We start from the raw sequence: 16,017 nt of genomic DNA, 5'->3' as shown, positions 1-16,017 counted from the left end.
ACCGCCGCCGCACCGCCGCCGCACCGCCCCCTTGACCACCGGCCGGGCCCAGCGCCCCCGCGCCGTCCTCCTGAGGACGGCGCGGCAGCCGACGACGGGAGTTGTCATGCTCGGGTCTCCCGACCTCGCCCCCCAGGCCGCCGCCTCCGCGGCCACGTCCCCGGCCGTGCCGTTCTCCGCGGTCCCGTCCGCCACCGGTCTCTACGACCCGGCGAACGACTCGGACGCCTGTGGCGTGGCCTTCGTGGCCGACGCCCGGGGCCGCCGCTCCCGCACGATCGTCGCCGCGGGCCTGACCGCGCTGCACAACCTCGACCACCGCGGTGCCGCCGGGGCCGAGCCGAACTCCGGTGACGGCGCCGGCATCCTCACCCAGGTCCCCGACGGGCTCCTGCGGGACAGCGTCGACTTCGACCTGCCGCCCGTGGGCGAGTACTCCGTCGGCATCGCGTTCCTGCCCGTCGACGTGGACGAGCGCGCCGCCCGCGTCGAGGACGTGGCGCGCATCGCCGCCGAGGAGGGCCTGACCGTCCTCGGCTGGCGCGACGTGCCGGTCGACCCCGACGGCGCCGACCTCGGGCCCACCGCCCGCGCGGTCATGCCGCACTTCGCCCAGGTGTTCGTCGCCGAGACGATGGGCGCCCGCGCCGACGCCGCCGCGTTCGGCGGCCCGCGCGTGGTCAACGGCGTCACCCGCCTCGAGCGGCGCTCCTTCGTGCTGCGCAAGCGCGCCGAGCGCGAGGCCCGCGAGGCCGGCAGCTCCCTCTACGTCGTGTCCCTGTCGTCGCGGACGCTGACCTACAAGGGGATGCTGACCACCGACCAGCTGCCGGCGTTCTTCCCCGACCTGCGCGACGAGCGCTACGAGTCGGCGATCGCCCTGGTGCACAGCCGGTTCTCCACGAACACCTTCCCGAGCTGGCCGCTGGCCCACCCGTTCCGGTTCATCGCCCACAACGGCGAGATCAACACCATCAAGGGCAACCGCAACCGGATGCGCGCCCGCGAGGCCAAGCTCGAGACCGAGCTGTTCGACGGCCCCGCCGGCCCGGCGAGCGAGCTCGGCCTGGAGCGGGTCTTCCCGGTCACCGCCAGCGACTTCAGCGACTCGGCGACCTTCGACGAGGTGCTCGAGCTGCTGCACCTGTCCGGCCGCTCGCTGCCGCACGCGGTGCTGATGATGATCCCGGAGGCGTGGGAGAACCACGACGAGATGGACCCGGCCCGGCGGGCCTTCTACCGGTTCCACGCCTCGATCATGGAGCCCTGGGACGGGCCGGCCTGCGTGGCCTTCACCGACGGCACCGTCATCGGCGCCGTCCTCGACCGCAACGGCCTGCGCCCCGGCCGGTGGTGGCGGACGAAGGACGACCTGGTCGTCCTGGCCAGCGAGGCCGGCGTGCTCGACATCCCGGCCGGCGACGTCGTCGCCAAGGGCCGGCTGCAGCCGGGTCGGATGTTCCTCGTCGACACCACCTCCGGGCAGATCGTCTCCGACGAGGAGGTCAAGGGCGCCCTCGCCGGCGAGCACCCCTACGACGACTGGCTGCACGCGGGCCTGGTGCACCTGCCGCAGCTTCCCGAGCGGCGCCGCGCGCGGCCCAGCCACGAGTCCGTCGTCCGCCGGCAGATGCTGTTCGGCTACACCGAGGAGGACCTGCGCGTCCTGCTCACGCCGATGGCCTCCAGCGGGGCCGAGCCGATCGGCTCCATGGGCACCGACACCCCGATCGCGGCGCTGTCGGACCGCTCCCGGCAGCTCTACGACTACTTCGGGCAGCTGTTCGCCCAGGTGACCAACCCGCCGCTGGACGCCATCCGCGAGGAGCTGGTGACCAGCCTGGGCCGCACCTTCGGCCCGGAGCAGAACCTGCTCTCGGCCACCCCGGCGTCCTGCCGCCAGGTGTTCCTGCCCTACCCGGTCCTCGACAACGACGAGCTGGCCAAGATCCTGCACATCGACGACGACGGCGACCTGCCCGGCTTCGCCGCCGTCCGGATCACCGGCCACTTCGACGTCACCGGCGGCGGGCCGGCGCTCGTGCAGGCCGTCGAGGAGCTGCGGACCAAGGTCAGCAAGGCCATCGCGGCCGGTGCCCGGGTCATCGTGCTCTCCGACCGCGACTGCGACGAGCGGCGCGCGCCCATCCCCTCGCTGCTGATGACCGCCGCGGTCCACCACCACCTGGTGCGCGAGCGCACCCGCATGGAGGTCGGCCTCGTCGTCGAGTCCGGCGACTGCCGGGAGGTGCACCACGTCGCGCTGCTGCTCGGCTACGGCGCGGCCGCGGTCAACCCCTACCTCGCCTTCGAGTCGATCGAGGACCTGATCCGCGACGGCGTCCTCACCGGCGTCGAGCCGGCGCAGGCCGTGCGCAACGTGGTCAAGGCGCTCGGCAAGGGCGTCCTCAAGGTCATGAGCAAGATGGGCATCAGCACCGTCGGCTCGTACACGATGGCGCAGATCTTCGAGGCGGTCGGCCTCTCCCAGGAGGTCGTCGACGAGTACTTCACCGGCACCTCCTGCCCGCTGGGCGGCGTGGGCGTGGACGTGCTCGCCGAGGAGGTCGCCATGCGGCACCGGCGCGCCTACCCGGAGAACCCGACCGAGCGCGCGCACCGCCGGCTGGAGACCGGTGGCGAGTACCAGTGGCGCCGCGAGGGCGAGGTGCACCTGTTCAACCCCGAGACGGTGTTCCTCCTCCAGCACTCCACCCGCTCGCGGCAGTACGAGGTCTTCGAGCGGTACACGCAGACGGTCGACCAGCTGTCGGAGGACGCGGCCACCCTGCGCGGCCTGTTCACCGTCAGGAAGGGCGTGCGCCCGCCGGTGCCGATCGAGGAGGTCGAGCCGGTCAGCGAGATCGTCAAGCGGTTCCAGACCGGCGCGATGAGCTACGGCTCCATCTCGCAGGAGGCGCACGAGACCCTCGCCATCGGCATGAACCGGCTCGGCGGCCGGTCCAACACCGGCGAGGGCGGCGAGGACCCCGACCGGTTCGTGCCCGACCCCAACGGCGACCTGCGCCGCTCGGCGATCAAGCAGGTGGCCAGCGGCCGCTTCGGCGTCACCAGCGAGTACCTGGTCAACGCCGACGACATCCAGATCAAGATGGCGCAGGGCGCCAAGCCCGGGGAGGGCGGCCAGCTGCCCGGCGGCAAGGTCTACCCGTGGGTGGCCCGCACCCGGCACTCGACGCCCGGCGTCGGCCTGATCAGCCCGCCGCCGCACCACGACATCTACTCGATCGAGGACCTCAAGCAGCTCATCCACGACCTGAAGAACGCCAACGACGCAGCAAGGGTCAACGTCAAGCTGGTCGCCGAGGTCGGGGTCGGGACGGTCGCGGCCGGCGTCAGCAAGGCGCACGCCGACGTCGTGCTGATCTCCGGGCACGACGGCGGCACCGGTGCCGCCCCGCTGACCTCGCTCAAGCACGCCGGCTCGCCGTGGGAGCTGGGCCTGGCCGAGACGCAGCAGACGCTGCTGGCCAACGGCCTGCGCGACCGGATCGTGGTGCAGGTCGACGGCCAGATGAAGACCGGCCGCGACGTGGTCGTCGCGATGCTGCTCGGCGCCGAGGAGTACGGCTTCGCCACCGCCCCGCTGGTCGTGTCGGGCTGCATCATGATGCGGGTCTGCCACCTCGACACCTGCCCGGTCGGCGTGGCCACCCAGAACCCGGAGCTGCGCAAGCGGTTCACCGGCCGGCCCGAGTTCGTGGTGACGTTCTTCGAGTTCCTCGCCGAGCAGGTCCGCCAGTACCTCGCCGAGCTGGGCTTCCGCAGCGTCGAGGAGGCCGTCGGCCACGTCGAGCTGCTCGACACCCGCCAGGCGGTCGACCACTGGAAGGCCCGCGGCCTGGACCTGTCGAGGATGCTCGCCCTGCCCGAGCTCCCCGAGGGTGCTCCGCGGCGGGCGGTCCGCACCCAGGACCACGGCCTCGACGCCGCGCTGGACCAGACGCTGGTCCAGCTGTGCGAGGGCGCGCTGCTCGACGCGCGGCCGGTGACCCTCGAGCTGCCGGTGCGCAACGTCAACCGCACCGTCGGCACGATGCTCGGCTCGATGGTCACCCGCCGCTTCGGTGGCGAGGGCCTGCCCGACGGCACGATCGACTTGACCTTCACCGGGTCGGCCGGCCAGTCCTTCGGCGCCTTCGTGCCCCGTGGGATCACCATGCGGCTGCTCGGGGACGCCAACGACTACGTCGGCAAGGGCCTCTCCGGCGGGCGGATCGTCGTCCGGCCGGCGCGGGAGGCGAGCTTCGCCGCCGAGGACAACGTCATCGCCGGCAACGTCATCGGCTACGGCGCCACCGGCGGGGAGATCTTCCTGCGCGGGCGGGTCGGCGAGCGGTTCTGCGTCCGCAACTCCGGCGCGGTGGCCGTCGTCGAGGGCGTGGGCGACCACGCCCTGGAGTACATGACCGGCGGCCGCGCGGTGATCCTCGGCCGGACCGGCCGGAACATCGCGGCCGGCATGTCCGGCGGCATCGGCTACGTCCTCGACCTGGCCCGACACCGCGTCAACGCCGAGATGGTCGACGTCGAGCCGCTGGACGTCGAGTCCGCGCAGTGGCTGCGGGAGGTCCTCGTCCGGTACCAGGCCGAGACCGAGTCGACCGTGGCCGCGGCGCTGCTGGCCGACTGGGGCCGCTGGTCCGAGCAGTTCAGCGTGATCATGCCGCGCGACTACCGTCGCGCCCTGGAGGCCCGGCGCGCCGCCGAGGCCGCCGGCACGGACGTGGACCGCGCGGTCATGGAGGCGGCTCGTGGCTGACCCGCGCCCCCGACCCTGCAGCGCACCTCACGACGAGACGACGGAGGCCGCACGTGGCTGACTCCACGGGGTTCCTGAAGTACGAGCGGGCCATGCCGCCGCGGCGGCCGGTCGACGTCCGGATCCTGGACTGGAAGGACGTCTACCTCACCCGCGACAGCGGTGAGGACGCCGTCTACCCGGTCACGGCGCTGCGCCAGCAGGCCGCCCGGTGCATGGACTGCGGCATCCCGTTCTGCCACCACGGGTGCCCGCTGGGCAACCTGATCCCGGAGTGGAACGACCTCGCCCGCCGCGACGACTGGCGCGACGCCATCGAGCGGCTGCACGCGACCAACAACTTCCCGGAGTTCACCGGGAAGCTGTGCCCGGCCCCCTGCGAGGGCGCCTGCGTGCTGAACCTGCAGGACTCGCCGGTCACGATCAAGCAGATCGAGTGGGAGATCATCGACCAGGCCTTCGAGCGGGGCCACGTCCAGCCGCAGACACCGGCCGAGCGCACCGGCAAGAAGGTCGCCGTCGTCGGGTCGGGCCCGGCCGGGCTGGCCGCCGCCCAGCAGCTGACCCGCGCCGGCCACGACGTCACCGTCTACGAGCGCTCGGACCGGGTCGGCGGGCTGCTGCGCTACGGCATCCCCGAGTTCAAGATGGAGAAGGCCGTCCTCGACCGGCGGCTGGACCAGATGCGCGCCGAGGGCACCCGCTTCGTCACCGGCGTCGAGGTCGGGGGCAGCGGCGAGGCCGACCTGTCCACCGAGCAGCTGCGCGCCGAGTTCGACGCCGTCGTGCTGGCCGCCGGCGCCACCGTGGGCCGCGACCTGCCCGCGCCCGGCCGCGAGTTCGCCGGCATCCACCTGGCCATGGAGTTCCTGCCCTTCGGCAACCGCCAGGCGCTCGGCGAGCTGGACGACCCGCCGATCTCGGCGAAGGGCAAGGACGTCGTCATCATCGGCGGCGGTGACACCGGCGCGGACTGCCTGGGCACCTCGCACCGGCAGGGCGCCCGCTCGGTGACCCAGCTGGAGATCATGCCGGCGCCGCCGGACGAGCGGTCCGAGGGCAACCCCTGGCCCACCTACCCGATGATCATGCGGATCTCCTCGGCCCACGAGGAGGGCGGCGAGCGGCTGTACTCGGTCAACACCGAGCGCTTCCTCGGCGACGACGAGGGCCGCGTGCGCGCCCTGGTCATCCACGAGGTCGAGCGGGTCGACGGCCGCTTCCAGAAGATCGAGGGCACCGAGCGCGAGCTGCCGGCCCAGCTGGTGCTGCTGGCCATGGGCTTCACCGGCGCCCAGCGCGAGGGCCTCGTGGAGGCGCTCGGGCTGGAGGTGGACGCCCGCGGCAACGTCGCCCGCGACGCGGAGTTCATGGCCAGCGTCCCCGGCGTCTTCGTCGCCGGGGACGTCGGCCGCGGCCAGTCGCTCATCGTGTGGGCGATCGCCGAGGGCCGCGCCGCCGCCGGCGCCGTCGACGCGTTCCTCACCGGCAGCTCCATGCTGCCGCGGCCGGTGACCCCCACGGCGGTCGCCCTCCGCTGACGGAGGACCCCGTCCCGGGTCGAGGAGCCGGGTCCCGCGACACCGCGGGACCCGGCTCCTGCCCGTTCCCGACGGCCCGTCGGCAGTGACCCGCCGTGAGCCCGCGAGTGGTGGGGGGTCAGCAGGGGCCTTCTACTAGCGTCTACGGCATGAGCCGCCGCGCGAAGATCGTCTGCACACTGGGTCCGGCCACGAGCTCCCTGGAGCAGATCACCGCCCTCGTCGAGTCGGGGATGGACGTCGCCCGGCTCAACTTCAGCCACGGCTCGCACGCCGACCACGAGTCCGCCTACCTCAAGGTGCGCCAGGCCTCCGACACGACCGGTCACGCCGTCGCCGTCCTGGCCGACCTGCAGGGCCCGAAGATCCGCCTCGGCACGTTCACCGACGGGCCGGTCACCTGGGTCACCGGCAGCCGGGTCTGCATCACCGTCGACGACGTCCCGGGCACCGCCGAGCGCGTCTCGACGACCTACAAGGGCCTGGCCGCCGACGCCCGGGTCGGCGACCGCCTCCTGGTCGACGACGGCAAGCTGGCGCTGTCGGTGGTCTCCGTCGACGGCCCCGACGTGTGGTGCCTGGTCGTCGAGGGCGGGCAGGTCTCCAACAACAAGGGCCTGTCCCTGCCCGGCGTGGCCGTGAGCGTCCCGGCGCTGTCGGAGAAGGACGAGGAGGACCTCCGCTTCGCCCTGCACCTGTCGGTCGACTTCGTCGCCCTGTCCTTCGTCCGCTCGCCGGACGACGTCGAGCTGGTGCGCGACATCATGCGCCAGGAGGACATCAGCGTCCCGGTGATCGCCAAGCTGGAGAAGCCCGAGGCGGTGGAGAACCTCGAGGCCATCGTCGAGGCCTTCGACGGGATCATGGTCGCCCGCGGCGACCTCGGCGTGGAGCTGGCCCTGGAGACGGTGCCGCTGGTGCAGAAGCGCGCCGTGCAGGCCGCCCGCGAGCGCAACAAGCCGGTCATCGTGGCCACCCAGATGCTCGAGTCGATGATCGAGAACTCCCGGCCCACCCGCGCCGAGGCCTCCGACGTCGCCAACGCCGTCCTCGACGGCGCCGACGCGGTGATGCTGTCCGGGGAGACGTCGGTGGGCCGGTACGCGATCGGCGCCGTCCGCACGATGGAGCGGATCATCGACGCCGTCGAGAGCGACGACGCGTGGGTGCCCGACCTGCACCGCAAGTCGCGCTCCCGCTCCGGGGCGATCGTGCGCGCGGCCCGCGACATCGCCGAGGCGATGGACGTCAAGGCGCTCGCGACCTTCACGCAGACCGGCGACAGCGCCCGCCGGCTGGCCGCGCTGCACCCCCGGCAGCCGCTGCTGGCCTTCACCGTCGACGGGCGGGTCCGCAGCCAGCTGGCGCTGTCCTGGGGCGTGGAGACCTTCCTCGTGCCCTCCGTGCAGCACACCGACGACATGGTCCGCCAGGTGGACTTCTCCCTGCTGTCCATCGGCCGGCTCCGGGAGGGCGACCGCGTCGTCGTCGTGGCCGGCAGCCCGCCCAACACCCCCGGGTCGACCAACCTGATCCGCGTCCACGAAGTCGGGACCGACTCGTGAGCGGTGGCGGGTCCCAGGCCGCCGCCCTCATGACCGTCCTCGACCTCGAGGAGCGCGCCCCCGACGTCTTCGTCGGGCAGACGCCGACCACCCGGCTGCAGCGCATCTTCGGCGGGCAGGTGGCCGGGCAGGCGCTCGTGGCCGCCGGGCGGACGGTCGCCGGGGGCCGTGGCGTGCACTCGCTGCACTCCTACTTCCTGCGGCCCGGCGACCCGCACGAGGAGCTGCGCTACACCGTCGAGCGGATCCGCGACGGCCGGTCGTTCTCCTCGCGCCGCGTGATCGCCTGCCAGCGGCGCCGCGGGGAGGACGTCGCCGTCTTCGCGCTGACGGCGGACTTCCACGCCGGCGAGCACGCCGTCGTCGCGCACGCCCGGCCGATGCCCGACGTCCCGCGACCGGAGGAGCTGCCCTCGCTGGCCGACCACGCGGCCGGTCACGGGGAGCTGGCGGCGCCGGCGCTGGAGATCAGCCGGGCGGTGGAGCAGCGCCCGCTGGGCAACCCGTTCGCCCCCGAGCCGAAGACGCCGCCGCACACCCAGACCCACGCGTGGATGCGCGTGGCCGGCCGGCTGCCGGACGACGCCGCCGTGCACGCCGCCGCGCTGACCTTCGTCACCGACCTGACCCTGCTCTCGGCCGGGCTCGCGCGGGTCGGCGGTGGCTGGGGCGGCCGCTACGTGGGCGCCAGCCTCGACCACGCCGTGTGGTTCCACGCGCCGGTGCGCGCCGACGAGTGGTTCCTCTACGAGACCGACAGCCCGGCCGCCTCGGCCGGTCGCGCGCTGTGCTTCGGCAGCATCTGGTCCGCCGGCGGCACCCACGTGGCCACCGTCGCCCAGGAGGGGCTCATCCGGACACTGGGGGAGTGACCGGGGCCGCTCCCCACTCCTCCTCGGTGACCGTGTCCCCGGTGTCGGTCCGCTCCCCGGGCGCCGGCGGCTCCCCGGTCCGGGCCGCGCGAGCCACCTCGGCCTGCTGCTCGGTCCGCTGCTCGGCCTCGGCCAGGAGCCGGGCCTCGGCGAGGCGGTCCGCCTCCGCCTGACGGTCGGCCTCGGCCTGACGGTCGGCCTCGGCCTGCCGGCGGGCCTCCGCCCGGCGCTCGGCCTCGGCCCGGCGCTCGGCGTCGGCCCGCGCCCGCTCGGCGGCCTGCTCGGCGAAGTCGGCGGCCAGCCAGTCGTGGCCCTCGCACAGCAGCGCCCACGCCCGCTCGACGTGCGCCCGCGTCGTCGTCGGCGCGCCCACCGCCACCCGCAGCACCACCTGGCCGCGCACGGTGGTGTGGGTCAGGAAGACCTCGCCGCCGTCGTTGAGCCGCTCCAGCAGCGTCATGGTGGCCACGTCGGCGTCGACGTCGGCCGGCCAGCGCGGCCGCAGGCAGACCAGCGACAGCGGGTGCGGGGCGGCGACGTCGAAGCGGTCGTCGTCGGCGGCCCAGCCGGCCAGCTCCTGCGCCAGCGCCACGCCGGACCGGACGTGCGCGCGCAGCCCCTCGGCGCCGTACCAGCGCAGCACCGCCCAGAGCTTCAGCGCCCGGAAGCGGCGGCCCAGCTCGATCTGCCAGTCGCGGTAGTCGACGACGGCGCCGGCGTCGGTGGCCGCGTTGCGCAGGTACTCCGGCAGGATCGCCAGCGCGCCGGTGAGCGCCGCCCGGTCGGCGACCCAGAAGAGCGTGGCGTCGAAGCCGGTGAGCAGCCACTTGTGCGCGTCGGTGGTGTAGCTGTCGGCCTCCTCGACGCCGGCCTGCAGCGACCGCAGCTCCGGCGCCACGGCGCTCACCCCGGCGTAGGCGGCGTCGACGTGCAGCCAGGCGCCGTGGCGGCGGCAGACCGGCCCCAGCTCGGCCAGCGGGTCGATCGCGGTGGTCGACGTCGTCCCGACGGTGGCGCAGACGAGCACCGGCCGCAGTCCGCGGGCGGTGTCGCGCTCGAGCCGCGCGGCCAGGGCGGCCGGGCGCATCGCCAGGTCGCCGTCGACCTCCACCACCCGGATCGCGTCGGTGCCCAGGCCCGCGATGCGGACGGCCTTCTCCATGGACGAGTGCGTCTCGGCGGAGACGTAGACCGTGTACTCCTCGGGCCGCACGCCCTGCCGGACGGTGCCGCCGCCGCTGGCCCGGTGCAGGGCCGCCAGCAGTGCGACCAGGTTGGCGCCGGAGCTGGAGTCCTGGACGACGCCGCCACCGCTGCCGGTCGACCGGAACGACGCCGGCAGCCCGAGCAGGTCGGCCAGCCAGTCCATGACGTGCTGCTCGAGCTCGGTGGCCGCCGGGCTGGTCACCCACGACATGCCCTGCACGCCGAGGCCGGCCGAGAGCAGGTCGCCGAGCACGGAGGGCCCGGAGGTGTTGGCCGGGAAGTAGGCGAGGAACCCCGGGTGCTGCCAGTGGGTGACCCCGGGCAGGACGACGCGGTCGAGGTCGGCCAGGACGGCGGAGAAGGGCTCGCCCTGCTCGGGTGCCGACGGCGGCAGCGCGGCCCGCACGTCGCCGGGGGAGACCCGCGAGCGGACCGGGAAGGACTCCAGCCGCGTCCAGTAGTCGGCGATCCAGTCGACCACCTCGTGACCGTGCTGCCGGAACTGCTCGGGGGTCATGTGGGGCACGGGCTCGCTCACGGGACCCACCGTATGGCGGGGGTCACCCGTGCTCTCGCGCGACCCGGCCGGGACGGCGGTGTCCGGTGCCCCCGGTGCGACTCGAACGCACACTGCGCGGGTTTTGAGTCCGCTCCCTCTGCCGATTGGGGTACGGGGGCCCGCCGCGACCGATGTCACGGCGGGTGCAGCCTAACCGGGCAGCCGGGACCGCCCGTCGTCGCTAGGCTCCCCGGCGTGAGCAGCGAGCCGACCCGGGTCCTCATCGCCGAGGACGAGGCGCTCATCCGCCTCGACCTCAAGGAGATGCTGGAGGAGGAGGGGTACGTGGTCGTTGCCGAGGCCGGCGACGGCCAGACCGCCGTCGACCGCGCCCGGGAGCTGACGCCCGACCTGGTCATCCTCGACATCCAGATGCCCGTGCTCGACGGGCTCGCGGCCGCCGAGCAGATCGCCTCGGCGCGGATCGCGCCGGTCATCGTCCTGACCGCCTTCAGCCAGCGCGAGCTGGTGGAGCGGGCCCGTGACGCGGGCGCGATGGCCTACCTGGTCAAGCCGTTCTCCAAGAACGACCTCGTGCCGGCCATCGAGGTGGCCCGCGCCCGGTTCACCGAGATGGCCGCCCTCGACGGCGAGGTGCGCACGCTCGAGGAGCGGCTGGAGACCCGCAAGGTCGTGGAGCGGGCCAAGGGCCGGCTCATGAGCGAGCAGGGCATGACCGAGGCCGAGGCGTTCCGCTTCATCCAGCGCACCGCCATGAACGAGCGGACGTCGATGAAGGCGCTCGCCGAGCGGATCCTCGCGCCCGACACGCCGATCCCCACGGACGGTGCACCCGCCTGAGCGACAGGGTCACCCGACCGGAACACCCGAGGTCACGACACCGTATCGGTGTCCTGCCGGCCGGCTCGATCTCCCAGGACAGCAGTTAGGTTCGGCGGGCTGACGGGGCCGGCGCTCCTGCGCCGGCCCCCGGACCGACGTACGACAACTGGGAGTTGCTGGATGCGCACGCGTACCTACGCCCGCAGCATCGCCGTCACCTCTGCCGCCCTGGTCGCCCTCACCGCGTGCGGTGGCGGCGACGAGGGCGGCGGCGAATCGGGCGGCGACGCCTCGGGCGGCGGCGAGAAGCAGGTCAACATCTACGGCACCGACGGCAACATGGGCTCCACCCTCGGCGACGACTTCGAGGAGGAGGGTGCCCTGGCCGGCATGAAGGGCACCACGCCCCTGACCGAGCTGGCGGGTGACTTCCGCGACCAGCTGCTGGCGATCGACCCCGACCTGGGGAACACCTTCAACTACGCCGGTGAGACCTACGACGCCGTCGTGATCACCGCGCTGGCCGCGCAGCGGGCGGGCACCAACGACGCCAACGTCTTCAAGGCCTACGTCAACGGCATCACCGCCGGTGGCGAGAAGTGCGACTCGTACCAGGCCTGCCTCGACATCATCAACGCCGGTGGCAACCCCGACTACGACGGCCGCAGCGGCCCGCTGGCCTTCGTCGACGCCGGTGAGCCGGCCGCGGCGAGCTTCGGCATCCTGCAGTTCGGCGACGACAACGTCATCGACGACTCGCAGACCGAGTACGTGCTCGCCGGCGACGAGGCCAACGCCACCACCGACGAGGGCCCGGCCCCCGCGGCACCCGGCACCACCGGTGAGCCGCTGGTCATCGGCACCCTGCTGCCGCTGACCGGTGACCTCGCCTTCCTCGGCCCCCCGGAGGTCGCCGGCGCCCGCCTGGCCGTGCAGGACATCAACGGCGCGGGCGGTGTCCTCGGCCAGGACGTCCGCCTCGAGGAGGGTGACTCGGGCGACGCCACGACCGACACCGCCACCCAGACCGTGGACCGCCTGCTGCAGGCCGGCGTCAGCGCGATCGTGGGTGCGGCGTCCTCGGGCGTGAGCCTCAACGTCATCGACCGGATCACCGGTGCCGGTGTCATGCAGATCAGCCCGGCCAACACGTCGGACCAGTTCACCGAGTACGCCGACAACGGGCTGTACTTCCGCACCGCCCCGCCGGACGTCCTGCAGGCCCGCGCCCTGGCCGACCTGATCGCCGCCGACGGCAACAACACCGTCGGGATCCTCGCCCGCAACGACCCGTACGGCACCGGTCTCGCCGAGAACACCGTCGAGAACCTGCTGGCCGGCGGTCTGTCCGAGGACCAGGTCGTGAGCATCACCTACGACCCGAACGCGGCGAACTTCGACTCCGAGGTCCAGCAGATGGTGGACCTCAACCCCGACGGCATCGTCGTCATCGGGTTCGAGGAGTCCTCGCGGATCATCCAGGGGCTCAACGAGAACGGCATCGGCCCCCAGCGCTGAGGCACGAGGCGCTGGAGTGACCCGGCGCTGAGGCAGCTCGGCACCGGCAGCGGCCCGGTACCCCTCAGGGGGTGCCGGGCCGCTGTCGTGCGGCCGGTGCTGCAGGGACCGGCCCCCGAGCGCCCGGGCGGTGGAGCGCCCCGGTGGTCGGAGGACTCCCCGGCCCACCGCCACCGGCTGAGGCGGGGCGGTGGGCACGGGCACGCGGGAGGAGCCGCCGGCGGTCATCGCCGGCCCCGCACCGGCGCCCGGCACGACGGAGGCCGGCGTCCCGGGGGTCGGGACGCCGGCCTCCGTTCGGGGCCTCAGGCGCTCACCGGGCCTTGGCGAGGGTCCCCAGGTAGAGCTCGATGACCTTCGGGTCGGTCATCAGCGAGCGGCCGGTGTCGGTGTAGGCGTTGCGGCCCTGGTCGAGCACGTAGCCGCGGTCGCAGATCTGCAGGCAGCGCCGGGCGTTCTGCTCGACCATGATGATCGAGACGCCGGTGGCGTTGATCCGCCGGCAGCGGATGAACACCTCGTCCTGGTAGGCCGGCGAGAGGCCCGCGGACGGCTCGTCGAGCAGCAGCACCGACGGGTCCATCATCAGCGCGCGGCCCATGGCGACCATCTGCCGCTCGCCGCCCGACAGCGAGCCGGCCTTGCCCTTGCGCCGCTCGCCGAGCAGCGGGAACAGGTCGATGACGTAGTCGAAGCGCTCCTTGAACGTCTTCGACCGCAGGTAGACGCCCATCTGCATGTTCTCCTCGATGGTGAGCGAGGGGAACACGTTGTTGTTCTGCGGCACGTACCCGACGCCGAGGGACACCAGCCGGTGCGCGGGGGCCGAGGTGATGTCCTCGCCGCGCAGCGTGACGTTGCCCGAGCGGACGGGGATGAGCCCGAAGAGCGTCTTGAGCAGCGTCGACTTCCCGGCCCCGTTCGGGCCGATGATGCCGACGAGCTCGCCCTCCTGCAGGTAGAAGTCGCAGCCGCGCAGGATGTTGACCCCGGGCACGTAGCCGGCGACGAGGTCGTCGGCGCGCACCAGGGCGCCCTCGGCCAGCCGCAGGTGCTCCTCGCGGGTGGCCGCCTTCTCCGCGGGGGTGAGCTCGGTGGCGCCCGCGGCGGCCTCGTCGGCCCGGGTGACGTCCTCCCCGGACTCGTCGACGTCGAACAGCGGCTCGCTCATCGGTCGGCCTTCCCGGTGCTGGTGGTGTCGGTCCCGAGGACCTCGCCCTCGCCGTGCTCCTCACGCGCGATGCGCGCCTCCGCCTCGGCGAGGACCCGGTCCTCCTCCTCGACGGTGAGCGGCGCGTCGTGGTGGGCGCCGAGGTAGGCGTCGACGACCGCCTGGTTCTGGCTGATCGACTCGGGCGGGCCCTCGGCGATCACCCGGCCGGCGGCCATGACGACCACCCAGTCGCTGATGTCGCGGACGACGTCCATGTCGTGTTCGACGAAGATGACCGTCATGCCCTCCTCGCGGAGGTCCTTGACGTGCCCGAGCAGGCTCTGCGTCAGCGCCGGGTTCACCCCCGCCATGGGCTCGTCGAGCATGACGACCTTCGGGTCGCTCATCAGCGCCCGCGCCATCTCCAGCAGCTTGCGCTGGCCGCCGGAGAGGGTGCCGGCGAACTCGTCCTTCTTGGCGTCGAGCTTGAACCGCCGCAGCAGGTCCATGGCCTTCTCGGTGTTGGCCGTCTCCTGCTTGCGCCAGGTGCCCGGGACCAGCGCCCGCAGGAAGCTCTCGCCGCGCTGCCCCTGCGCGCCCAGCAGCATGTTCTGCAGGACGGTGAGCCGGGACAGCGCCTTGGTGAGCTGGAAGGTGCGGACGACGCCGAGCCGGGCCACCTGGTGCGGCGCGAGCTTGCCCAGAGGCTGGCCGTCGAAGCTCCACGTGCCGGTGTTGGGCTGGTCGAACCCGGTGAGCAGGTTGAACAGCGTCGTCTTGCCGGCGCCGTTGGGCCCGATCAGGCCGGTGATGCCACCGCGCTGGATCTCCAGGCGGTCGACCGACACCGCGGTCAGGCCACCGAAGCTGCGGGTGACGTTCTCGACGACGACCACCGGGTCGGGCTTGGCGACGCCCACCTCCCAGGGCAGGTCGCGCAGCGCCGCCTGAGCCAGGCGCTGCGGCGCGTGGCCGGGAGCGGGCGAGCCCTTCTGCAGGGACGCCGCCGTCGCGCCGGTGGGCTGCTCCGCGTTGTCAGCGGGCATCGAGCATCACCTCTCGTCGGTCGCCGAAGATGCCCTGCGGCCGGAAGACGAGCAGCAGCATCAGGCCCAGCCCCACCAGGACGAACCGGATCTGCGCCACGTCGGTGGCCGACAGCAGCCCCTCCGGGATGACGCCGTTGGTGATCAGTGCCCGCAGACCGGTGTCGGCGAACTGGATCACGAACAGCAGGATGACCGCGCCCACGACCGGGCCGAGCACGCGCGCGGCGCCGCCGAGGATGAGCACGGTGTAGGCCAGGAAGGTGTTGGCGTTCTGGAACTGGTCCGGGTTCGCCGCGCCGGTGGCCACCACGTAGACCATGCCACCGAGGGCGCCCATGACGCCGCCGAGCACCAGCGACTGCATCTTGTACAGGTAGACGTTCTTGCCGAGGGCGCGGACGGCGTCCTCGTCCTCGCGGATCGCCTTGAGCACCCGCCCCCACGGGCTGCGCATGAGCAGCCACACGAGCAGGCACAGCAGGCCGACCAGCAGCCAGCCCACCAGGGCGACCCACAGCTCGCCGCCGCTCCAGCGGGTGCCGAGGATCGGGTAGCGGCGGCTGGTGTCCCACGGCGCGAGGCTGATGAAGTCGCCGTTGAAGGCCGCCAGCCCGCGGGTGCCCCCGGTGACGGGGCTGGCCGACACCGACCGGAAGAGCAGTCGGAGCCCCTCGGCCGCGGCGATGGTGGCGATGGCCAGGTAGTCGGCCCGCAGCCGCAGCGTCGGCAGGCCGAGCAGCAGCGCCAGGACGACGGCGGCGACGATGCCGACGAGGACGCCCACCCAGAAGGGCAGCCCCCACTGGGTCACCGAGATGGCGATGCCGAAGCCGCCGAGCATCGCGAAGCCGATCTGCCCGAAGTTCAGCAGGCCGGTGTAGCCGAAGTGCACGTTGAGGCCGATGGCCAGCAGCGCGAAGAACACCGCCTGGAAGCCGAGCGCCGACTTGCCGGCGACGGCCAGTGCGTTGAGGAGGTCGCCCATGGC

General features: G+C 73.2%; 10 protein-coding genes and 1 tRNA gene. 6 read left to right on the top strand and 5 right to left on the bottom strand.

Annotation, left to right across the window (positions count from 1 at the left end; translation table 11 throughout):
- Positions 1-106 precede the first annotated feature (106 nt).
- The 4 genes from gltB (at position 107) to JOD57_RS02845 (ending at position 8,761) form a co-directional block, all read left to right on the top strand.
- Positions 107-4,783 (top strand): glutamate synthase large subunit, encoded by a 4,677-nt coding sequence (gene gltB / locus JOD57_RS02860; RefSeq protein WP_239568073.1) that lies wholly within the window; start codon positions 107-109, stop codon positions 4,781-4,783.
- A gap of 53 nt (positions 4,784-4,836) precedes the next feature.
- A complete protein-coding gene (locus tag JOD57_RS02855; RefSeq protein ID WP_204690514.1) occupies positions 4,837-6,324 on the top strand; it encodes a glutamate synthase subunit beta in 1,488 nt (495 codons plus the stop codon).
- Positions 6,325-6,473: 149 nt separating this feature from the next.
- Positions 6,474-7,889, top strand: a complete 1,416-nt coding sequence (gene pyk, locus JOD57_RS02850; RefSeq protein WP_204690513.1) for a pyruvate kinase — start codon at positions 6,474-6,476, stop codon at positions 7,887-7,889.
- The gene (locus JOD57_RS02845; RefSeq protein WP_307824410.1) at positions 7,886-8,761 is read left to right on the top strand and encodes an acyl-CoA thioesterase; all 876 of its coding nucleotides are present in this window, start codon (positions 7,886-7,888) and stop codon (positions 8,759-8,761) included. The genes pyk and JOD57_RS02845 overlap by 4 nt, the downstream gene beginning before the upstream one ends.
- Here JOD57_RS02845 and JOD57_RS02840 read toward each other — a convergent pair.
- Positions 8,739-10,505: an aminotransferase class V-fold PLP-dependent enzyme gene (locus JOD57_RS02840; protein ID WP_307824409.1), complete on the bottom strand. Its 1,767-nt coding sequence runs from the start codon at positions 10,503-10,505 to the stop codon at positions 8,739-8,741. The two genes, JOD57_RS02845 and JOD57_RS02840, sit on opposite strands and share 23 nt — an antisense overlap.
- 66 nt (positions 10,506-10,571) lie before the next feature.
- Positions 10,572-10,645, bottom strand: a tRNA-Leu gene (locus JOD57_RS02835).
- A gap of 76 nt (positions 10,646-10,721) precedes the next feature.
- Between JOD57_RS02835 and JOD57_RS26650 the strand changes: the two genes are divergently transcribed.
- Positions 10,722-11,327 carry an ANTAR domain-containing response regulator gene (locus JOD57_RS26650; RefSeq protein WP_204690512.1) on the top strand — a complete coding sequence of 202 codons (606 nt, stop codon included), beginning with the start codon at positions 10,722-10,724 and terminating at the stop codon, positions 11,325-11,327.
- A gap of 162 nt (positions 11,328-11,489) precedes the next feature.
- Positions 11,490-12,827, top strand: a complete 1,338-nt coding sequence (locus JOD57_RS02825; RefSeq protein WP_204690511.1) for an ABC transporter substrate-binding protein — start codon at positions 11,490-11,492, stop codon at positions 12,825-12,827.
- 313 nt (positions 12,828-13,140) lie between these two features.
- Here the strand turns inward: JOD57_RS02825 and JOD57_RS02820 are convergent, their stop codons facing one another.
- The 3 genes from JOD57_RS02820 to JOD57_RS02810 are packed head-to-tail and all read right to left on the bottom strand — an operon-like array spanning position 13,141 to position 16,014.
- Positions 13,141-13,998 (bottom strand): ABC transporter ATP-binding protein, encoded by an 858-nt coding sequence (locus JOD57_RS02820; protein WP_204690510.1) that lies wholly within the window; start codon positions 13,996-13,998, stop codon positions 13,141-13,143.
- Entirely contained in the window at positions 13,995-15,026 is a 1,032-nt protein-coding gene (locus JOD57_RS02815) for an ABC transporter ATP-binding protein (RefSeq protein WP_204690509.1), read from the bottom strand. Before JOD57_RS02815 ends, JOD57_RS02820 begins: the two co-directional genes overlap by 4 nt.
- Positions 15,016-16,014 (bottom strand): branched-chain amino acid ABC transporter permease, encoded by a 999-nt coding sequence (locus JOD57_RS02810; RefSeq protein ID WP_204690508.1) that lies wholly within the window; start codon positions 16,012-16,014, stop codon positions 15,016-15,018. The genes JOD57_RS02815 and JOD57_RS02810 overlap by 11 nt, the downstream gene beginning before the upstream one ends.
- Positions 16,015-16,017: the final 3 nt, after the last annotated feature.

Source organism: Geodermatophilus bullaregiensis, assembly GCF_016907675.1.
GTDB lineage: Bacteria > Actinomycetota > Actinomycetes > Mycobacteriales > Geodermatophilaceae > Geodermatophilus > Geodermatophilus bullaregiensis.
The sequence above is the reverse complement of the archived record's forward strand: the minus strand, read 5'-3'. Positions and strand labels throughout refer to the sequence as shown.